The sequence below is a fragment of the Actinomycetota bacterium genome (assembly GCA_030019255.1).
GTDB lineage: Bacteria > Actinomycetota > Geothermincolia > Geothermincolales > RBG-13-55-18 > Solincola_A.
This window is the reverse complement of the sequence record JASEFK010000005.1, coordinates 47,833-67,408: the sequence shown is the minus strand read 5'-3', so window position 1 is coordinate 67,408 and position 19,576 is coordinate 47,833. Positions and strand designations below refer to the sequence as shown.

The 19,576-nt window shown below is 63.3% G+C and carries 16 protein-coding genes; 6 read left to right on the top strand and 10 right to left on the bottom strand.

Features of this window, described 5'->3' with window-relative positions; genetic code table 11:
* Window positions 1-28: 28 nt before the first annotated feature.
* Window positions 29-340, bottom strand: coding sequence for a hypothetical protein (locus QME84_05790; protein ID MDI6873776.1), 312 nt, complete (start codon window positions 338-340; stop codon window positions 29-31).
* Window positions 322-465, bottom strand: coding sequence for an RCC1 domain-containing protein (locus QME84_05785; protein ID MDI6873775.1), 144 nt, complete (start codon window positions 463-465; stop codon window positions 322-324). Before QME84_05785 ends, QME84_05790 begins: the two co-directional genes overlap by 19 nt.
* A gap of 633 nt (window positions 466-1,098) precedes the next feature.
* Between QME84_05785 and QME84_05780 the strand changes: the two genes are divergently transcribed.
* Window positions 1,099-1,752 (top strand): phosphoribosyltransferase, encoded by a 654-nt coding sequence (locus QME84_05780; protein ID MDI6873774.1) that lies wholly within the window; start codon window positions 1,099-1,101, stop codon window positions 1,750-1,752.
* 317 nt (window positions 1,753-2,069) lie between these two features.
* Here the strand turns inward: QME84_05780 and QME84_05775 are convergent, their stop codons facing one another.
* The 3 genes from QME84_05775 to QME84_05765 form a co-directional block, all read right to left on the bottom strand.
* Complete coding sequence (locus QME84_05775; GenBank protein MDI6873773.1) at window positions 2,070-2,489, bottom strand: PaaI family thioesterase; 420 nt, start codon at window positions 2,487-2,489, stop codon at window positions 2,070-2,072.
* Window positions 2,490-2,667: 178 nt separating this feature from the next.
* Entirely contained in the window at window positions 2,668-3,498 is an 831-nt protein-coding gene (locus tag QME84_05770) for a dihydropteroate synthase (protein ID MDI6873772.1), read from the bottom strand.
* A gap of 529 nt (window positions 3,499-4,027) precedes the next feature.
* Window positions 4,028-4,285 carry an SHOCT domain-containing protein gene (locus QME84_05765; GenBank protein MDI6873771.1) on the bottom strand — a complete coding sequence of 86 codons (258 nt, stop codon included), beginning with the start codon at window positions 4,283-4,285 and terminating at the stop codon, window positions 4,028-4,030.
* Window positions 4,286-4,864: 579 nt separating this feature from the next.
* On the opposite strand from QME84_05765, the gene QME84_05760 reads away from it, so the two are divergent.
* A complete protein-coding gene (locus QME84_05760) occupies window positions 4,865-6,814 on the top strand; it encodes a heavy metal translocating P-type ATPase (GenBank protein ID MDI6873770.1) in 1,950 nt (649 codons plus the stop codon).
* Window position 6,815: 1 nt separating this feature from the next.
* Here QME84_05760 and QME84_05755 read toward each other — a convergent pair whose 3' ends face one another.
* Window positions 6,816-9,884, bottom strand: a complete 3,069-nt coding sequence (locus tag QME84_05755) for an FAD-binding and (Fe-S)-binding domain-containing protein (GenBank protein ID MDI6873769.1) — start codon at window positions 9,882-9,884, stop codon at window positions 6,816-6,818.
* A 653-nt stretch (window positions 9,885-10,537) separates the two neighbouring features.
* Window positions 10,538-10,816, bottom strand: a complete 279-nt coding sequence (locus QME84_05750; GenBank protein MDI6873768.1) for a metal-sensitive transcriptional regulator — start codon at window positions 10,814-10,816, stop codon at window positions 10,538-10,540.
* A 502-nt stretch (window positions 10,817-11,318) separates the two neighbouring features.
* Between QME84_05750 and QME84_05745 the strand changes: the two genes are divergently transcribed.
* The 3 genes from QME84_05745 to QME84_05735 are packed head-to-tail and all read left to right on the top strand — an operon-like array spanning window position 11,319 to window position 13,328.
* Window positions 11,319-11,573 (top strand): translation elongation factor-like protein, encoded by a 255-nt coding sequence (locus QME84_05745; protein ID MDI6873767.1) that lies wholly within the window; start codon window positions 11,319-11,321, stop codon window positions 11,571-11,573.
* A 55-nt stretch (window positions 11,574-11,628) separates the two neighbouring features.
* On the top strand, window positions 11,629-12,219 hold the full coding sequence (locus tag QME84_05740) for a hypothetical protein (GenBank protein MDI6873766.1): 591 nt from the start codon (window positions 11,629-11,631) through the stop codon (window positions 12,217-12,219).
* Window positions 12,216-13,328 (top strand): hypothetical protein, encoded by a 1,113-nt coding sequence (locus tag QME84_05735; GenBank protein ID MDI6873765.1) that lies wholly within the window; start codon window positions 12,216-12,218, stop codon window positions 13,326-13,328. The genes QME84_05740 and QME84_05735 overlap by 4 nt, the downstream gene beginning before the upstream one ends.
* Window positions 13,329-13,352: 24 nt before the next feature.
* Here QME84_05735 and QME84_05730 read toward each other — a convergent pair whose 3' ends face one another.
* Together QME84_05730 and QME84_05725 are read right to left on the bottom strand one after the other, a co-directional pair.
* Window positions 13,353-14,459, bottom strand: a complete 1,107-nt coding sequence (locus tag QME84_05730; protein MDI6873764.1) for an NAD(P)/FAD-dependent oxidoreductase — start codon at window positions 14,457-14,459, stop codon at window positions 13,353-13,355.
* A 124-nt stretch (window positions 14,460-14,583) separates the two neighbouring features.
* A complete protein-coding gene (locus tag QME84_05725; GenBank protein MDI6873763.1) occupies window positions 14,584-15,648 on the bottom strand; it encodes a glycosyltransferase family 4 protein in 1,065 nt (354 codons plus the stop codon).
* Window positions 15,649-16,088: 440 nt separating this feature from the next.
* On the opposite strand from QME84_05725, the gene QME84_05720 reads away from it, so the two are divergent.
* Window positions 16,089-18,290: a glycogen debranching N-terminal domain-containing protein gene (locus tag QME84_05720; protein ID MDI6873762.1), complete on the top strand. Its 2,202-nt coding sequence runs from the start codon at window positions 16,089-16,091 to the stop codon at window positions 18,288-18,290.
* A gap of 18 nt (window positions 18,291-18,308) precedes the next feature.
* Here the strand turns inward: QME84_05720 and QME84_05715 are convergent, their stop codons facing one another.
* Window positions 18,309-19,568 carry a prenyltransferase/squalene oxidase repeat-containing protein gene (locus QME84_05715; protein ID MDI6873761.1) on the bottom strand — a complete coding sequence of 420 codons (1,260 nt, stop codon included), beginning with the start codon at window positions 19,566-19,568 and terminating at the stop codon, window positions 18,309-18,311.
* Window positions 19,569-19,576 lie beyond the last annotated feature (8 nt).

Sequence of the window (19,576 nt, the reverse complement as noted above, 5' to 3'; positions counted from 1 at the left end):
TTTTCAGGGCCAGGGATAGGGAAGAACGTTAAAGGCCTGCCCGTGCCCTTCGGTACGGTGCTCCGCCCGACGGAAACAACTGGGCGGTCTCGAAATCTCCTTTCGTGCAGCCCTCGGGCAGGCACCAGAAGTTGGCGGAATAGGTCACGCCAACCGAATCATGTCCCCAGGTGCGGATACCCCCGTACATGGCTCGCTCGCAGACCAGGTAGGGTCCGCTGTTGGACAAGACCACCGTGGAGACGTTGAAAGAGGTCACGTACTGGTCGACCAGGTAGGAACGCCGGGTATAAGGGGGAATGGTCATGGAGGGACCCGCCATCACCTGGCCGTCGGCCATGAAGTAGTGAAATCTGCATTCGGCTCCGGGACATCACATTTCCCGTAAGCATTATTACCCCAGGCCACGATGCTGCCATCGGACTTCAGGCCCAGGCTGTGGTCGAGGCCCGCGTCGATGGCCACGAAATCCTCGTTGGGATCGGGGACATCGCACTGCCCACTGGTGTTTAGCCCCCAGGTTCCCACGTGGCCGCTCTCTTTGGCGGCCAAAAGACCTGCATCGGCTTCGTAAGCGCCGTGGAAAAGTTGGAAGGTAAGTCGTCGCCGTGTATGGATACGGCGCCATATGCAGCTAGAGCGTACAACAGAACGGTTACCGCCAGCGCCACCAATGGTACGAGAAGGGCTTTCCTTGGTCCACGGGTGGAATATCCCTTACTTCCTCCGGATTTCGCCCTGGTGGAGCAGAAATCCGCGTCCCTTTCCCTCCTCGAGCCCATCTTTGCCCCCCTTCTGTCTCTTTTGCTTTCCCGATTTAGTCCTTCTTCCTTTGACCACCATCCGGGCAACCCATCCTATTGGAAATTCGTGACGGTCACCGGAGGTCCGGTAAGGGTTCTGGACCTGAAATCGGGCATAGAAGTTCGTCTTGCAAAAACAGAGAGGGGGGAGAATACAAAGTCCGTGCCGGTCTTCAGAGGCCCGGGAAAAGGTGCAGACCTGGAACCGGGCGTAAGGGGTCGTCTTGCGGGAACGCGCGGGGGGAAGAATATATAATCAATGCATAGGTTGTCCGGATGGAAAGGGTTTTTCCGCATGCCCGTGCTGTTCCGCGACCGGGAGGACGCCGGACGGAAGCTGGCGGAGTCCTATGGAGGCCCGGTGGAGGACCTGTTGGTCCTGGGTATCCCCCGCGGGGGAATCCCGGTGGGATACCACCTGGCCCGGGAACTGGGCGGGGACTTCGACGTGCTGGTGGCCCGCAAGCTTCCCATCCCCCACAACCCGGAGGCCGGCTTCGGCGCCGTGGCCCCCGACGGGTCCCTCTACCTGAATGAGGAGATGCTCCGGCACCTTCACCTGACCCAGGAACAGGTGCGAACCATCGCCTCCCGGGTGCTGGTGGAGGTTCGCCGCCGGCTGAAGGTATACCGCGGGGACCGTCCCTTCCCCGACCTGAAGGGCAAGAACGTGATCCTCACAGACGATGGGCTGGCCACTGGGTACACCATGATCGCCGCCGTGGAGATGGTGCGCAAGATGGAGCCCGCCTCGGTAAACGTGGCCGTGCCGGTGAGCCCGGAGAACACCGCCCGCCGCATCCGGCCTCTGGTCGACTACTTTCACTGCCTGCACGTCTCCGACCGCTATCCTTTCGCGGTGGCCGACTTCTACCTCGATTTCCACGACCTCACCGACGAAGAGGTCTTAAGATACCTTCAGGACCCGTATCCTCCCGGACAATCTTAGGGTTCAGCCCCTTTCCGTTTCCCGGGAAAGATCCGGGATCAGTCCCCTTCTCTTTCCGGCTCCTCTTGCGATGAGCGGCCTAGGCTTCCAGCCACGCCAGCAAGGAAAGCTCCCCGAGGCAATCTCCCTTCCTACAACCTACACAGGAGGCCGGAATTTGGTTCCAGCGAGCCCTCCCGTCATCGGTACCTTCTTAAAAAGAGGCTCCGAGGTGGCGAGCGAGACCATCAACCCCGGCCTTTTCCGAAATAAAACAGGCGAGCGAGACCGCTACCCGGCGGCCCCTCCAACCCATATACCCCCTGGGGTATCAAAATTCAAGACCTGACCCCCGTAAAAATATAGAAGGTTCCCAGGGCCTTGGCCGCCAGGCGTTCTCCTTCCCCGTCGCGGTTGAAGATCTCCGATTCCAGGACCGCCAGGCGCGCCCGCCTCTCGATGACCCTCGTCTCACACCACAGGACGCCCGCCCGGACCGCGCTGAAGTAGACGATCTTTATCTCCACCGTGGTGCAAAGTTCGCCCTCGTCCAGGAGGGAGTAGAGGGCCCCTCCCATGCCGGTGTCGGCCATGGTGTACAGCACCCCGCCATGCAGGACACCGTGGGGGTTCAGGAGTTCCTCTCTCACCCGGACCTCGCACCGGCTGCGGCCGTCACCGTAGCCGGTGAACGTCAACCCCACCAGGTCACCGAAGGGGTTGAACCCCCTGGATTGGTGGGGAAATTCCCTGGGCATCGGTTTTTTCCTCCATCCATGCCAAGCCCTCGATGGCAAAAAACTACGTTTTCCGAACCCGGAGCAGGCAATGCTTCCCCGGCACAACCAAGATCATTTTCCCATACCCGGCCGGCCATAGAAAGCCGGAGCGCTTCACGGGAAACAGGCACCGGCGTTTAAAACAACGAGGCACGGGTTAAACGGACAATTCACCCGCTTTCCTTTTGCGGAAATCCTTCAGATAACGGCGGCCCATAGGATCCCTGCCCACGAGCATGTCGGCGGCCAGGATGGCCTGGACCACTCCCTCCTCAAGGGGATTCACCAGCGCGGCCGTGAGTCCACGCGCTATGGCCATGGCCAGGAAGGCGGCGTTTATCACCCGGCGCTCCGGCATCCCGAAGCTGATGTTGGAGGCTCCCAGGATGGTGGCCACTCCCCACTCCCGGTTCGCCCTCTCAATGCAGGAAAGGGTAATCCCGGCCGCCTCCACCTCAGTGGCTATGGGTATGGTAAGGAAGTCGAGGAGAATCCTTCCGCGGTTTATGCCGTGCTTTTCCGCCTCGCCTATAATCAGCTCGCCGACTGCCATCCGCTCCTCGGCGGTGCGGGGAATGCCTCTCATATCCTTGGTGATGCCCACCAGGAAGGCCCCGCTCTCGGCCACCGCCGGAAGCAGTTCCTCCAACATCTCCCGGTCACCGGTAACCGAGTTCACCATTACGTCCTCTCCCGGAAGCACTGCCAAAGCCGCCTTGAGCGCCTCCACCTCCGAGGAATCCACGCACACCGGAAGTCCCGTTTCCTCGTACACCGTCCTGGCGGCCAGGGGGAGGATCCGCGATTGGTCCACACCGGGTACTCCCACGTTGACGTCGATGATGTCCGCTCCCGCCTCCGCTTGGGCCCTGGCGTCGGCGATCACCGTATCCAGCCTTCCCTCCCTCAGTTCCTCGGCCAGCTTTTTCCTTCCCGTGGGATTGATCCTCTCGCCGACGACCAGGGTCCATTTTCCGATCTCGATCAATTCCACCTCCGTACTCCAAGGGCCGGATGCACCGGCCGCGGAATCCGGCCCGGATTCACCTGACGCTCAACGTTCCCGGCCTCAACCGCCTCCTTAGCAGGCTATTCCCATGCTATTCCCACATAAGCGCGGGTGACAACAGAACCACAGAACACCGGGATAATATTACCAGCCGTTATGGGTCCCGTCGCCCACTTGATGAGGTCCTGTCATCCACAATATTCGACGGAGACCCGACTATATAAGTCTGGTTAAAATTTTAAATATAGCCTGCACCCGCCAGCACCGTGCAGCGCGTTTCCGGGGTCCCGGCGGGTTGCCTGCCTGCCGACGTCCGGCCGGATCGCCGGAGCAATGACGTTGAACCGCCCAGCTTAAGGCGAAGGGAATCTGCGTCAAAGCACTTAATGCCGATGATAAAACAGGGTTAGATAAGGATATGACCGGACGACGGCCGACCCGACTTCCGACAGCCGCCCTTATTTATTAGCAAACCGAGGGGTCTTTCTTTCCTGTCACCTATCTTCGCTCATTCCCGTAAGTCCTGCTTTATTCTTTCAAATTCCTCCCGGGTTATTTCCCCGGCCGCGTACCTGCGCTTAGCGATTTCCAGGGGAGTTTCCCCCTCCTTTCGCCCCTCCCCGGCGCCGTGAGATGAGAAGGCCCGCGCCAGGAAAAAGACGACCACGATGGCCACCAGGGCCCAGAAGACCATCATCAGGGTCATCCAGAACCAGCCGCCCTCTTCCCAGTGCATCATGTCCGCGATGAGGACCAAGCTCGACATGATGCTCACCTCCTTTCATGGATTTCCCCGTCTCCCAGTTCAGCGTATCACCGATCGTTTTGGTGACGCTGCTTACGTCTTCCGTCTTTTCGCGGATTCCCCCGCCACCCGGTTCCGTATATACCGTCTTCCACTCATTAAAGATATTCCAAGCCAAGATCGCCGCTTTTATTATTGCCCGGAAGTTGCGCGACAAAACCCGGGTAGCGCCGTCGGTCGGCGAAAACCGTGTTTCATCGCCGTGGAATTGGAAATAATTATAAATTGAAAATTGATGGGGCAAGCGGTTTTTCCGTGCCGACGAAGGCGAGGACGGTCGACGGCGGGAGCGCGGCGCCCGTCTTTCACTTTTTGGGCAAGGGAGGTAAGCATATGGGAAACAGCATGAATCATGGGGAACACGACCATGGGACCGGCAAGCCGAGCACGCCTGGACAAGAAAAGGAGATGCACGCGGCGCACCGTCATCCGGGTACGGCAGAAGAAAAGGGGGTGCACGCGGCGCACCGTCATGCCGCCGCCGGTCATGAGGGGCATGCAGGAAAGGCCCACGCCTCCCACGCTTCTCACCATGCCCACATGGTGGCCGACTTCCGTCGCCGTTTCTGGGTCTGCCTGGTGGTGACCGTCCCCGTCCTCCTCCTCTCTCCCATGATCCAGGATGTCCTCCATATATCCGAAGCCCTTGATTTTCCCGGGAAGTTGTACGTCCTCCTGGCTTTCTCCAGCTTTGTCTACTTCTACGGAGGATGGCCTTTCTTAAAGGGACTGAAGGAGGAGATCGCCAAGCGGGAGCCGGGGATGATGACCCTGGTCGCCCTGGCCATAACCGTAGCCTATTTATACAGTGCAACGGTGGTATTCGGCATCGAGGGCAAGTTGCTTTTTTGGGAGTTGGCCACCCTGATCGATATCATGCTCCTGGGACATTGGATCGAGATGCGCTCGGTAATGGGGGCTTCCCGGGCCCTGGAAAAACTGGTCGAGCTTCTGCCCAGCGAGGCTCACCTCCTCCGGCCCGACGGCGAGGTGGTGGAGGTTCCCTTGGAATCCCTCAAGCCCGGAGACCAGGTGTTGGTGAAACCCGGAGAGAAGATACCCGTGGATGGAAAGTTGGTCAAGGGGGAGACCAGCGTTGACCTCTCCATGCTCACCGGCGAATCCGTCCCCGTGCCCAAGTCTCCCGGCGACGAGCTTATCGGAGGGGCGGTCAACGGAGAAGGCGCGGTGGAGATGATCATCGAAAAGACCGGAGCGGACACCTATCTCTCCCAGGTCATCGAGTTGGTGCGCGAGGCACAGGAAAGCCGTTCCCGTACCCAGGATCTTGCCAATCGCGCCGCTTTCTGGCTGACCGTCATCGCCATTTCAGCGGGGCTGGCGACCCTGGCCGTGTGGCTCATCCTGGGCCACCCCTTTGAATTCGGCATAGAAAGAGCGGTCACGGTAATGGTTATCGCCTGCCCCCACGCCCTCGGTTTGGCCGTCCCGCTGGTGGTCGCGGTCTCCACTTCCCTTTCCGCCAGTAACGGGCTGCTTATCCGCGATCGCTCCGCTTTCGAAAGGGCGCGGTTGCTGGAGGCGGTGGTCTTCGACAAGACGGGCACCTTGACGGAGGGGCACTTCGGAGTGACGGACGTGGTAGCCCTGGACGGAGAAGCAGGCGAGGAGGAGGTGCTGGCCCTTGCCGCGGCGGTGGAATCCCAGTCCGAACATCCCATCGCCCGCGGAATCGTCGAGGCAGCGCGGAGCCGGGGCCTGCGCATCGAACAACCGGAAAGCTTCAAGGCCATGCCGGGGAAGGGAGCCCGGGCCGTCGTGGGGGGCAAGGAGATCATGGTGGTAAGCCCGGGATACTTGCGGGAAATGAATATTCGCCTGGACCGGGAGGAGATAAGGGAGCTGGCCGGCCAGGGAAAAACGGTGATCTACGTGCTTTCCGGCGACCAGCCCATAGGCGCCGTTGCTCTAGCCGATCTCATCAGGAAGGAATCCAGGGAAGCGATCAAGCAGCTCAAGAACCTGGGCCTGCAATGCATGATGCTCACCGGAGACAACCGGCAGGTAGCCCGATGGGTGGCGGAAGAACTCGCCTTGGACGATTATTTCGCCGAGGTCCTTCCCCATGAAAAATCCCAAAAAATAAGGGAGACCAAGGAAAGAGGGTTGGTAACGGCCATGGTGGGGGACGGAGTCAACGATGCCCCGGCCCTGGTCGAAGCGGACGTGGGAATAGCAATCGGGGCGGGCACCGATGTGGCGGTGGAGTCGGCGGATATCATCCTGGTGCGCAACGATCCCCGCGACGTAGCGGCGATTCTCGGGCTCTCCCGGGTCACCTATCGCAAGATGAAACAAAACCTCGCCTGGGCGACGGGATACAACGCCTTCGCCATACCGGCCGCCGCCGGAGTCTTCTATCCCCTGGGCATTCTGCTCAGCCCGGCCATAGGTGCCGTACTTATGTCCCTGAGTACCGTCATCGTGGCCGTCAACGCCCGGCTGTTATCGCTTCCCTCCGAACAGTAAATCACAGCATGCAGCGCAGAATGCGGGGCATCATGTAGGGCATGACGCGGTCCATCACCCTGGGGAGGACGGCTGGCATGAGCTCCCGCATGGAATCGCTCATGGTGGGCATCCTCTTTTCCATCAGGGGCATCATGCGGGGAAGCATCCAGGGCATCATCACCGGGAGCACGCGGGGCATGAGCAGGGGCATGACCCGGTCGGTGACGGCGAACACGGCCTTCTTGAGAGGGGCGGGGCTTCTCTTCCTCAGGCGCATGACCCTTCCCAGGACGGGGGACAAGGAATCGATGAATTCCCACACCAAATCGGCCATCCCCTGGGGGGTCATCAGCTGGATCATGGTGTCGAAAACCGCCCAGGCGTCCTGGACCTGCGGGTCGGGGTCCTCCAGTTTCTCCCCCAGGGCCTCGGCCACCACCGCCGCGAAATCGAGGATCCTCAGGCCGTTCCCCTCCGCGGCGTTCCATACCCGCAGCTGGAACTCGCAGCAGGGGCAGGTGGTGACCACGGCCTGGGCGCCGGTGGCCCGCGCCTCGGCCAGCCTCCGGGAGGCTATGCGCCCGGAGGTGGGACGGGTCTCCCCGATGAGGGTGAGCACGCTTCCGCAGCACAGGCCCTCGTCGCGGTTGTGCTCCATCTCCACCAGCTCCAGTCCGGGAATGACCTGGAGAACCTGCCGCGGCTCCTCGTAGATGCCGCCGTGGCGGCCGATGTGGCAGGGATCGTGCCAGGTGACCTTCATGTTCACCGGGTGTTCGAACTTCAACTTTCCTTCTTTTACCAGCTCGGCAGCCAGCTGGGAGATGTGCTTCACCTCCACGTCCCAATCCAGGCCCAGCCTCTCCGCCCATTCCCGGTAATGGTGGGCCAGGGTCACCCAGCAACCCGGGCAGGAGGCATAAAGGGTCTTCACGCCGCGCTCCTTCAGGGTACGGATGTTGCGGCGCAGGGCCTTCTCGAAGACGTCCCATTTCCCACTCATGAGGAAGGGCACCCCGCAGCAGGTCTCCTCGTTCCCCAGGTAGACGAAATCCACGCCTCCTTCCTTGAGGATGCGCACCGCCCCACGGGCGATGTCCTGTTCCACGTAGGAGGCGGTGCAGCCCGCCCAGTACCCGATGGGGCCGTTTTCCAACGGCTTGATGTCCTCCGGGAGCCAGGCGGAGCGGTCGGCGGCGAACCCGGCCCAGATGTTGTTCTCCAGGTCGTAAGAAGCGCCCATCATCTCGAAGGGCGGGAAGGTGTGGAACTTCCCCCGGGCGATGAGCTCACCGCGCATCTCCTCCCAGATGGATTCGATGGGCAGGTCGGTCTGGCAGGCGAGGTCACATTTCTTACAGGTGGTGCAGAGGAGGAAGGTGTTGGACATCTTCTCCGTGAAAGGTATCTCCCCCCGCGCGTAGCCCCGCAGGAACTGCATCTTTCCCCGCGGGGAGGCGCTTTCCCAGCCCCTCCCGGCGAATAGGGTGCACCCCTCCTTGCAGTAGCCGCACTGGGCGCAGGTGAAGGCGGCTTCCTCCACCCTTTCCGGGAGCCTGCGGCGCATCACCCGCACCCCCGGGACCAGGCGTCCCAGGGGAACGGCCAGGGGCAGGGAGAGGCTCCCCACCTTCATCATGAGGCGCAGGGCCTTGAGGCGTGGATCATCGGCGCAGGAATCCAGTATCTTCCCCGGGTTGAGCAAGCAATCGGGATCCGTCTCCCGCTTGGCGTTTACCATTAATTTCCTCTTATACCTTCCCAGCCTCCTTTCCGCCCGGTCGAGGAAGTAGAGCCCCACCCCGTAGGGGGCCCCGCCGAGCCTCTCCGCCAAGCGGAGGAACTCCAGGGAGGCGGCGAAGCGGACGGTGAAATCGGAGGCCCGCGAGTCGCAGGGAATGAAACCCAGGCATACCGAGGTTCCCCTGCCACCCACCACCACTTCCAGGGCCAGCTCCGGCAGGCGGCGCGCGGTCTCCGCCAGGAGCTCGCCCACCTTGATGGTGGGCACCTCAGCCTCCGCCGGTACCACAGAGGGACCCGCTTTCTTGATGCGCAGGGGGTAGAGCCTCTCCTTCCACTCGCGCTCCGCCCCTTCTTCCCCGAGGGTCTCTCCGCCGTGGGAGGAGGCGAGCCGGGAGAGCTCATTTCCCGCCCGCGCTCCGTCCTCGCCCTCCACCACCACCAGGACTAGGTAGCATCCCTCGGGAAGGTAAGTCCGGTCGGCGGTGCGGTTCTTGAGCGCAGCCAGCGCCGGGGTGATCACCTGCAGGTGGAAGATCCTCCGCCTACCACCTTCCTGCGTCTTCCTCCCGCTCCCGCCTGTAACGGATTCTCCCGGTCCCGGAGGATAGGTCGCGACGAGGGCATCGATGAAGTCCTGCGCCGCGCGGGGGTCGGGAAAGGAAAGCAGGAAGGGCCGCTCCGGCACGGCGGGGCGTACGGCCAGCTCCACCTCGGTAATAAATCCCAGGATACCCTCTGAACCGACGTAAAGGTCCAGATCCTCCCCTTCCAGGCTCAGCTTTCCCCGCGGCCCGAGCACCTCGAGCCCCAGGAGGACGTCCCGGATTCCCCCGTAGCCATAGGCACCTATACCCGAACCCCCTTCGGCCACCCAGCCGCCCACGGTGGAGGAAGGGGCGCTGGAGGGATAAGCGCGCAGGGCCAGGCCCCGCGAGCGCAGCTCCTTTTCCAGGTTCCACCAGATCACGCCCGGTTCCACCCTCACCCGCGCCCCCGCCTCGTCCACCTCCAGAACCCGGTTCAGCCTGGTGAGGTCCACCACTATTCCTCCACGCACGGGCACGGCGCCGCCGTACCCGCTGGTGGCCGCGGCCCGCGGGGTGAGGGGTATTCGGTGGCGGGACGAGAAATTCAGGAGCCAGGCCAGCTCCTCCACCTCCTGGACCTGCACGACCGCCTGGGCCAGGCCTCCGACGACCCGGCCCACCAGGGGAGGGAACTCCCCCATATCCCTGGAATAAACGTACCTCTCCACGGCATCGAAGCTGACGCGCTCCCCGAAGCGCCCCTCGAGCTCGGAGAGCAGGGAGGGCGCCAGGTCCTTCCGGCGGGTGACCTTCATCATCCACCTCCATGCCTCTCTCGGATCAGGAACAGGAGACAGGAGCATAATATACCCCCTTGGGTATCCGTGACCTAATCCAGATCATCCCCCTCACCCCGGGCGAACCCCGACAGTCGATGAGCGGCCACGGATGTTGCTCGGCCCTCGTTCGGGGATTGACGTCTTTCGGATCACGAAATCGGCCATGAAGCGCAAGGTACCGATTAAACGTTTTCCTGCACCGGTGAGTGGAGGTTCACGGGAAGAGCACAGGTGTAACCCGGATGCGGAAAAGGCCTACGATCCCGGGCGCCGTACGGCTCCAAAGTACCCGAACCGCAGGCGGCGCACGACCACGAATGACAATGATTTGGTATTTCTTACCACAACCCGCAGCGGGCTTCAACGCTCCAACTCCCCCGTTGCGAGGACCCCTGGAAGGAAAACGCATCTTTGACGTGCGTTCAACCGGTAGGAGGATGAGCGGCATGGAGATAAGTGTCTTCGGAAATTCCCTCGGGCGTGAGGATCCCCGAAAAAGGTCCGCATGCCTGAAGGTCTTCCCTTAGGCGTGGATTTTCGGGGCGTTGCGGTTGGTTTTCTAAAACTTGGCCCCCTCCGGGCAGAGAGGATCCGACTTCAGCTCAAACCTGGTCCCCCGTCCGCGCCAATCAGTCCATGGAGGAGGTGAAACGGAGGAAGGTCTCCACGGCTTCTCCCACCGCCTTCTCGAACTCGTCCTCCGAGTGGACGCGCAGGCACTCCTTCATGCGATGGGTGATGATTTGCGCTCCCACCCGCTCCATCGCGGAGCGGACCGCCGCCACCTGATTGAGGACCTCGCGGCAGTCCTTACCTTCCTCCACCATGCGGATGATGCCGCGCACCTGCCCTTCGATGCGGCGAAGACGGCGCAGTACCGCCTTTCTGGGATCTTCATCCGCGGGCATTGACCCTCCTCGCCTCGGACGGAACATGAATATTATATAACGGTTTCAAGGGGATTGCACACCGTCCTTTTCCGGATAGAGTATTGAGTTGGAGCCATAACTTCTTTTTCCCACCAGTTTTTGCTCGTTTCGCCAGGATAACAGGGTGATCTTTTAATCTTTTCCAACCCTGAAAGTGCATGCCGTAAAGTTACAGCATCGTGTCGCTCCCGCGTCCTGGCGAAAAATCGAGCTCACCGAACTGAAAGGCGACCGAACATTTTCGCATTTCCCCCGCGATGCCGTTTATCCCGGTCGGAGATGGGGAACAACCGAGTTGGGGGAGGCGCCGAGCACCCGGTAGTTGGATCCACCGCCCGGGCGCGAATGGCTGTAGGCGCGGGTAGGTTGGGAACATGCAGGGACGTCGGCGGCAGGGGGAGAAATTATCCCTGGGAACGGAAAAGATCCTCTCTGCCCGGCGCGGGACAGGGGCGGACGTACCGAAAGGGGGAGGTGAAGGATGGAGAAGCAGGTGGGAAGGGTGACCCATTACTTCGGCAAGGTGGGCGTGGCGGCCATCGAGCTCGAGGACGAGCTCAAGGTCGGGGATACCATACACGTGAAGGGGCACACCTCCGACTGGACGCAGAAGGTGGAGTCCATGCAGATCGAACACCGCCAGGTCCAGCAGGCGGGCCCCGGCGACGTCGTCGGGGTCAAGGTCATCGAGCACGCCCGCGAACACGACGTGGTCTACAAGGTCATCGAGGAGTAGTGCCCTTCCGGGCCGTTTCCCGAGCCGGTCATGGTTTATAATCGCTCACGAGGGCATGCTGGCGCGAAAGGAGAGGAAGATGGCGGCCGGCCCGGGCAGTGAGGAAAAGGGCCTGGAATTCGAGATCCGGGGAGGGCCCTGGGAGGTCTTCCATGTCCTGGTCTTCTATGTCGCGGTGATCTGCGCCGTCCTGGCCACGGCGGGTGTCGCCCGCATGGCCACGGGGATATGCGCCGTGACCCTGCTCTTCTACAGCATCCTGGCCGTCTTCTCCTCACCCACCTACTTGGTCATCCTCCCGGGAGAGAAAGCCGTGGTATGGGAACGGTATCGCTTCTTCCTCCCCTTCCGCCGCAAGCACCCCCGGGAGGACCTAGAGGAGATCGTGGTCGTGGAATCGGGCGGAGAACGCCCGGAGGAGGATGAAAATCCTTCCGGAAGGAGCCTCTCCTACTCCGCCCGCGTCTATCTCCGCTGGCGGGGAGGAAAGAAGCGCAGGGTCTTCCGCTCCGAGACGTCCGCTTCCCCGGCGGAGAACCGGGCCCGGGCCTTCGCGGTGGTGGAAACCCTGGCCGCGTACCTGGGCCTCCCGGTTTCCTATTCCCGGAGAGGCGTGGGGGGAAGGGGGAGGAATAGGCAGTCATGACCATGGAAATAAATGGGAACCACAAGCCCGGCTTCCGGAAACTCACGGCGGCGGCCATCCTGGCGTTATCCCTGGCGCTCGCCCCCTCCGGCTGCGGGAAGGGCGGTAAAGACCTCCCCACCTGGGAAAGGGACCCCATCGTGCCCGGCTACTCGGCGGCGGACATCGAGATCGGGAGCACCTTCTCCGCCGTCCGCGAGGTACACGGGGACCCAGAGGACCACCGCCGGGACGGCGGTTATCTTTACGCCTATTACGGCCGTACGCGCGAGGGGGGAAGGTTAGACGACCCCGCTTCCTGGCTCCTGGTGGTAACCCTCTACGACCAGGGCAACGGGTACCTGGACCCGGAGGACGAGGTGGGGGCGGTGGAGGTCTCCTCGCCCTACGCCGGAAGGACCTCGGGCGGCGTGGGCATAGGGAGCACAGCCGAGGAGGTGGAGGTAGAATTCGGTCCCTGCCCCAGCATTTCCGCCTCCTCCACCGAACACGGAGAGCTACTCCTCTACTCCTACGCGGACCGGGGCGTGGAATTCCTCATCAGCCCGCGGGAAGGCGTGATCACGGTGGTGGTGACCGCCTACGGAGGCCTGCGCCCGGTGGAGAAGGCGGCAGAGGTCGGCCCGGGCGAGGAGGGTCTCTTCGGATCCCACAAGGCGGATCCCATCCTTCCCGGGCAGTCCGCCGCAGGCATCGGCATCGGGAGCGACTTCCGCTCCGTGAGGGAGTTGTACGGGACACCAGACTCCAGCGGACACACCACGGAGGGCCTGGTCTACGCCACCTACACCTGGGGATACGGCACCTGGAAGCTCACCGTTTACCTGGAGGACCGGGATAAGGGCAAGGGCCTGGACGATTTCGACACCGTGGTCTCCATCTGCCTGCGCCATCCCTATGCCGGCAGGACCCCCAAGGGGGTGGGCATAGGTTCCGCCCAGGTGGAGGTGATCAAGGAATTCGGGGCGCCGGAAAGGCAGACCACTGGGCTTCACCAGGGGGAGCAACTGACCATTCTGGAATATAATACCAAGGGCATCGTCTTCGCCTTGCGGGCCACCACCGGGGAGGTGCTGGAGATAGACGTCAACCGGCCCCTCGCCCCCTGAGCGGTTATCTTCCGCGGCCGGCTCTCAGGAGTTGAGGCGCCGCCGGAGGGAACGGAAATCCCTTCGCGCCGCGCGCCCCTGGTCACCGGCCCACCCGCTCACGTTCAGCTCCCCCACCCTTCCAAAGGGCTTCCTCTTCCGCGCCGCGATTCCCTCCAGCAGGGGCTGTGCGCGGCGGAGGTAGTGGAGGTGGGGGTTGACGTTCTCTCCCGCGCTCTCGGCGATGCACTCCGCGGCCAGCCTGCCGCTCTCCAGGGCCAGGCGGATTCCGAAACCCCAGGGATCCAGAAACCCGGCCGCCTCTCCCGCCAGGAGGGCGCTGCCCGCCCCCAGGTTATACCTTCCACCCGTTCCCATGCGGTTGGAAGCGGAGGCCAAGCGCACGGGTTCCCCCCTCAATTCCATGCCGATGCGGCGGGAGAGGAACTCCCGCATCCACTCCAGCTCCTCGCGCCAGTCCCCGCCCTCTCCGTAACTCACCGCCATCCCCACCGTCCCGCCCCGCACGAAGAAGCGCAGAAGGCCTGACCCCCGCCTCCGGAGGACCATCCCCAGCCGGCGGGGATCCCAGTCCGCCTCCCCCTCCGAGAGCACCAGCATGGTGTGCCTCAGAAAGGGACGCGCGTAAAGGCGGTAGAACTCGGGACGGACATACCTGGACACCATGCTCTCCGCTCCGTCCGCCCCCACCAGGTAGGTGGCCTCCACTTCCCCTTCCTCGCTCCCCCGCCGGAACCGTAGCCGGACGTGGAAACGGCCCGGGGTTATGTCCACCACCTCGCAGCCGTCCCGGACCTCCGCGCCGCTGGAGCGGGCCAGGAAAGCGTCCAGCGAGGCGCGCCTCACCCAGGCACCCGCGCCGTGGAAGGGAAGATGGTATTCACCCCCACCCTCGCTCAGAACCGCCACTCCCAGTGCCTCGCCCGGCTCCTCCAGGCATTCCGGGGGTAGAGGACCGAAATTCTCCTCCAATATCCGCCTGCCTTCCGGGGACAGCAACCCCATGCAGGCCTTCTCCCGGGGAAGCCTGCCCTTCTCCAGGAGGAGCACCTTGAAACCCCTCCCGGCGAGCTCCCTGGTGGCCATGCATCCGGCGGGGCCCGCCCCCACCACCACCGCGTCGTAATGCATCTTCTGCGCCTCTTTCCTTCCGGGGGAAAAGAGACCGTTACTCCGGGATCCCCTCCCGGGCGTAAATGTATAACCGCGGGGCCTTGCGGGCAAGGAGGCCGGTCAGGGTGGGTGGCCGGATTCCTCAGGCGGGCCGTGCATGCACTGGGCGCAGGCGCTTGAGGTGCAGGTCCATCGCCTTGGAATATATTTCCATATAGGCCTCGGCCATGGCGCGTGGGCTGAACCTCTCCTCGGCCACTCTGCGGCAGGTCAGGGGGTCGATCTCGTCGATGCGGTCCAGGAAAGGCAGGAGTCCGTCCGGCGTATCGGCCAGGAAACCGGTGACCCCGTGTTCCACGACCTCCGGCGCCGCCCCCCAACGCGTGGCCAGCACCGGCGTCCCGCAGGCCAGGGACTCGGCCATCACCAGGCCGAAGGGTTCCTCCCACTGGATGGGGAAGATGAAGGCGGCGGCCCGCGAGATCAGCCGCACCTTCTCCTCCTGGGAGACCTCGCCCAGGTAGACGGCATTCTCGCCGTCCAGCAGGGGACGCACCCGTCGCTCGAAATATTCGCGGTCCCGGCCTGGGTCTATCTTACCCGCCAGAAGGATGCGCCTCCCCGCCTCCCGGGCCAGGCGCACGGCGTGCTCCGTCCCCTTGGCCTCGCAGATGCGGCTCACACACACCAGGTAATCCTCCTTTTCCGTGGAGACGTGGTGTTCCTCCACGTCCACGGCGTTGGGGACCACCCCCAGGTAGTTCAGATCCGGGCAGCACTCCTGTTGTCTCCTGCTTATGGCCACGTAGTAGCAGTCGTCCTTGAAGGCCCGGTAGAACAGTCGCGTATCGGCGATAAAGGGGCCGTGTAGAGTGTGCACCACAGGCTGGGGGATGAGCCCCGCGAAGGCCGGGCCTAGGAACCCGGAGTGATCGTGCACCAGGTCATAGGGTCCGGAGGCGATGACCCTATAGGCCTGCCCCACGTGGTAAGCGTCGAAAAGGGTCTCCCCCATGTGGGAGGTGGGAGCCTCTTCCAGGCTGATCACCTGGCGGGCCAGGGTGTGGCAGGGACCGGCAGCGAAGAGGGTCACCTCCTCGCCACGTTTTACCAACTCGTCCACCAGGAGTTTCAACACCCTCTCGATCCCCCCGTAGCCCACGGGCGGGACCGGTATCCACACCGGAGCGATGACCGCGATACGCATGTGATCCAACCTCCTCCACCGCGCCTATAGGATAAACCCCCTCAAGGGGGTTATGGTTTCAGGGTTTTAAGCCCTTCGCGATGCCTAACATAATATTTTTTCCCTTAAGGCGCCACCATAAACCAAGACGCGAAACGACCCGGGCTGGTTCCCGCTTCCCGTCGCTCAAGCAAAGCAGAAGCGGGGTGAGTTTGAAATCGCCCCCTCATGCCTCAACCGAAGCGGAAGCCATGGTGAGCTTAAAATACTGGTTACGCGCCGGGATTCCGGGTATATGCTTGAGATCGCCACCGTGGTCTATATCGCAACGGGGGCGCCGGGGTAAACCCTGGTTACGCGCCGGAATTCCGGGTATATAAATATATATTCCGCTTCCTTCGATGCGGGCCAGTACGGAGTGGGAGCGGACGCAATTCATCGACAAGGGTGGAAGGGACGCCATGGAAGAGACCAAGGCGAAGCCCAAGCTGAGAAGCGAAGCACTGTGCCTGGAGGGCGGCGGGGGCCTGCCCTTCATCGTGAGCGAGGTGCCCCGCCAGTCCCTGATCATCAAGGAGGGTGAATACTTCCTCTACACCTACGAGAACGGGGACATGACCCACGGCAACCGGGCCGGCCTGGGACTCTACTACCGCGACACCCGCTTCCTTTCCACCCTGGAGACCCGCCTGGAAGGCGTCCAACCCCTCTTCCTCTCCTCCTCCCTGGAGAGGGGCTACATGGCCAATATCCACCTCTCCAACCCGGACATCCTGGAGGAGGGCCGGACCGTCATCCCCCAGGACGTCATCAGCATAAGGCGCAGCCGCCTTATAAAAGACGGTCTTGTGGAAAGGATATACATCCGCAACTATCATTCCGCGCCCGTACACGTGCGGCTGAGCATCAGCCTGGCCTCGGACTTCGCGGACATCTTCGAGGTGCGCGGCATGCGCCGCCCCAGGCGCGGGAGGGTGCACCGGCCGGGGGTCAAGGAGAGCGAGGTCCTCCTTTCCTACACTGGCACCGACGGACTGCGGCGCTATACCCGCATCATCTTCTCCCGTCCGCCGGAGGAGATACGGGGGGGCAGGGCGGGCGTGGAGGCCGTCTTTCCCTTCCTCCTCACCACCGACGAGGTGGACTACATCGACCTGCACGTCATCCCCCTCGAGGGAGACGAGGAAAAGAGGCCCGCCAGGTACCTGGAGGCCCGCCGCGAGCTGCGCCGCTCCTACGAGGAGTGGATGGAACCCACCACGCGCATCCACACCGACAACAACGTCTTCAACCTGGTCATCCAGCGCAGCCTGCGCGACCTCAGGGCCCTGCACACCCGTACTCCCTACGGGGAGATACTGGTGGGCGGGGTGCCGTGGTACTCCACACCCTTCGGAAGGGACGCCCTCATCGCCTGCTACATGACCCTCATGCTCAAGCCGGAGCTGGCCCGGGAAAGCCTAGCCTTCCTGGCCTCCTTCCAGGGCAGCAAGGTGGACGACTGGAGGGACGAGGAACCGGGAAAGATACTCCACGAGATCCGCCGGGGCGAGATGGCGCGCATGAACGAAATCCCCCACACCCCTTATTACGGAACCGTGGACGCCACGCCTCTCTTCCTCATCCTCATGAGCGAGTACCTCAAGTGGACGGCGGACCTGGATACCTTCCGCAGCCTGGAGGAGAACGTGAACCAGGCCCTGCGCTGGATAGACGAGTACGGGGACCAGGACGGCGACGGCCTGGTGGAATACAGCCGGCGCAGCCCCCTGGGGCTGGCCAACCAGTACTGGAAGGATTCGGGAGACTCCATCCTCCTGCCGGGCGGCCGCCTGCCCTGCATGCCCGTGGCCACCGTGGAGACCCAGGGCTACGTGTACTACGCCAAGCGCCGCCTGGGGGAGCTTTACCGGGACCTGGGGGACAAGGAACGCGGCGAACGCCTGCTGGCCGAGGCGGAGGACGTCCGGCGCAAGGTGGAAGAGCTTTTCTGGGACGAGGATCTGGGTTTCTACGTCCTGGCCCTGGACGGGGAGAAGAACCCGGTGCGGGTGGTCTCCTCCAACGGAGGTCAGCTACTCTTTACCGGATTACCCTCTCCGGAGCGCGCCCGCCGGGTCATCCGGCGACTCATGGAGAGCGACATGTTCTCCGGCTGGGGCATCCGCACCCTGAGCGAGAAAGCCCATTATTACAACCCCATGAGCTACCACAACGGGAGCATCTGGCCCCATGACAACGCCCTCATCCTGCGGGGCATGAAACGCTACGGCGCCGACGAGGCCTGCCTGAGGCTGGTGGAGGGCCTTTCGACGGCCTGCCTGCGCATGGAAAACCTGCGCCTCCCCGAGCTGTTCTGCGGCTTCCGGCGCACCCTTTACGACGAGCCGGTACCCTATCCCGTGGCCTGCAGCCCCCAGGCCTGGTCCTCGGGCAGCGTCTTCCTCATCCTCCAATCCCTCCTGGGCATCACCCCGGACGCCCCCCGCGGGGTCCTGTACATCAACAAGCCCTGCCTCCCCCCCTGGCTGGAATCGGTGAGGATAAGCGGCATGAGGGTCGGCGACTCCCGCCTCGGACTGCTCTTCAGACACGAGGAGGGAACCACCGTCTTCAGCGTCACGGAAAAGGAAGGGGACATACGGGTGGTCATCGAGGAATGACCGTATCCCCGAATCTCCTTAACCCTGGTTCACCTTTCCCGCACGCCTCCTTGCCAGGAAATACCAGGAACCAAAGGCGCCGCCGAGGACGAGAACAGCCAGGGGAACCGCCCAGGCCGCCGAGTGTACCCCGCCGCTCTTCTTCTCTCCCTCCACGCGGAATTCCGCCGCCTCCGACTCGGGCGCCGCGGTGTCCTCTCCCGGGGCCTCCTCCAGCGCGGCCTCACCCTCTTTCTCGCCGGCCGCGGCTTCCTCTTCGCCAGGTGCGGCCGTGGATTCCACGCCGGCAGGCTCTCCTCCCGCCGCCTGCGAGGGCGCCGTCACCCCTCCCACGGAAGAACTCCCTTCCACCCGGAATACGGCCACCGGGTAGGGTTTCCGGGCTAAGGCGCACACCGCATAGGCGGTGGTCCAGAGGGGGTTGACGTCCCGCCCCCGCATCCATATGAAATGCCCGTCAGGAGCCTGCATGGAAAGGAGGAAGCTCCAGGGGGTGTTCCCGTCCTTCGACCACGCCGGGCCCGCCGGATCCTGTCCCGCTGCCACCAGAGCCTGCACACACCAGGCGGTGGCCGCCGCGTCGGAGGAAGAGGACTGGAAAGCGAATCCCCCGTCCGAGTTCTGTATGGACCTGAGGTAGGAGAGGGCGGAGACGATGGAGGGGTCACCCGGGTCCACGCCCGCGGTGCGCAAGGCCATGATGGAGGCGGCGGTCATGTCCGGGTTGCTGGCCGCCCCCGGGCTGTTTCCCCATCCCCCGTCACGGTTCTGCACCGCCTTGTGCCACTGCACTGCCCCGGGAGGGATCTCGATCCCCGCCGCCCGGTAGGCCAGGATACCGAAGGCGTTGGAGTTGACCGCGTCGCCGATGTTCCCTCCCGACCTCTGGAAGGATCTCACCCTGGCTACCAGGTCCACTCCCCCGAAGTCGTAAGGGTTCCCTCCTCCCGCCACCACGGCGAGCAAGGTCCTCTCGTAGTCGGTCACGCTCCTCCAGTTGGCGGACTGGGTAGCCAGGAAATCCAGGGGGGAGCGCCCTTGCGACCTGACCGAGGAAGGATCAACGCCCGCAGCAGAGAGGGCCATAATGCACCAGGCGGTGGTCACGTCCTGCCCCATCGCCCCTCGGCCCGGCTCGCAGAAACCCCCATCCGGGGTCTGCCGGGCCCGGATGTAGGCCAAGGCCTCGCCAATCCCTGCTCTCGCGGGGCTCACGGCCGCCAGCGCAGACAGAAGCAAGGCTCCCACGAAAGCCAGGGCCAGCACCTTATGCCTCAAGAGAACCA

What these genes read in the sequence shown, in the direction of transcription:
- QME84_05720 (MDI6873762.1), top strand. Translation starts at nt 16,089, where the DNA reads ATGGAAGAGACCAAGGCGAAGCCCAAGCTGAGAAGCGAAGCACTGTGC.
- QME84_05740 (MDI6873766.1), top strand. Translation starts at nt 11,629, where the DNA reads ATGCTGGCGCGAAAGGAGAGGAAGATGGCGGCCGGCCCGGGCAGTGAG.
- QME84_05725 (MDI6873763.1), bottom strand. Translation starts at nt 15,648, where the DNA reads ATGCGTATCGCGGTCATCGCTCCGGTGTGGATACCGGTCCCGCCCGTG.
- QME84_05780 (MDI6873774.1), top strand. Translation starts at nt 1,099, where the DNA reads ATGCCCGTGCTGTTCCGCGACCGGGAGGACGCCGGACGGAAGCTGGCG.
- QME84_05750 (MDI6873768.1), bottom strand. Translation starts at nt 10,816, where the DNA reads ATGCCCGCGGATGAAGATCCCAGAAAGGCGGTACTGCGCCGTCTTCGC.
- QME84_05760 (MDI6873770.1), top strand. Translation starts at nt 4,865, where the DNA reads ATGGTGGCCGACTTCCGTCGCCGTTTCTGGGTCTGCCTGGTGGTGACC.
- QME84_05775 (MDI6873773.1), bottom strand. Translation starts at nt 2,489, where the DNA reads ATGCCCAGGGAATTTCCCCACCAATCCAGGGGGTTCAACCCCTTCGGT.
- QME84_05730 (MDI6873764.1), bottom strand. Translation starts at nt 14,459, where the DNA reads ATGCATTACGACGCGGTGGTGGTGGGGGCGGGCCCCGCCGGATGCATG.
- QME84_05765 (MDI6873771.1), bottom strand. Translation starts at nt 4,285, where the DNA reads ATGTCGAGCTTGGTCCTCATCGCGGACATGATGCACTGGGAAGAGGGC.
- QME84_05755 (MDI6873769.1), bottom strand. Translation starts at nt 9,884, where the DNA reads ATGAAGGTCACCCGCCGGAAGGACCTGGCGCCCTCCCTGCTCTCCGAG.
- QME84_05735 (MDI6873765.1), top strand. Translation starts at nt 12,216, where the DNA reads ATGACCATGGAAATAAATGGGAACCACAAGCCCGGCTTCCGGAAACTC.
- QME84_05790 (MDI6873776.1), bottom strand. Translation starts at nt 340, where the DNA reads ATGGCCGACGGCCAGGTGATGGCGGGTCCCTCCATGACCATTCCCCCT.
- QME84_05745 (MDI6873767.1), top strand. Translation starts at nt 11,319, where the DNA reads ATGGAGAAGCAGGTGGGAAGGGTGACCCATTACTTCGGCAAGGTGGGC.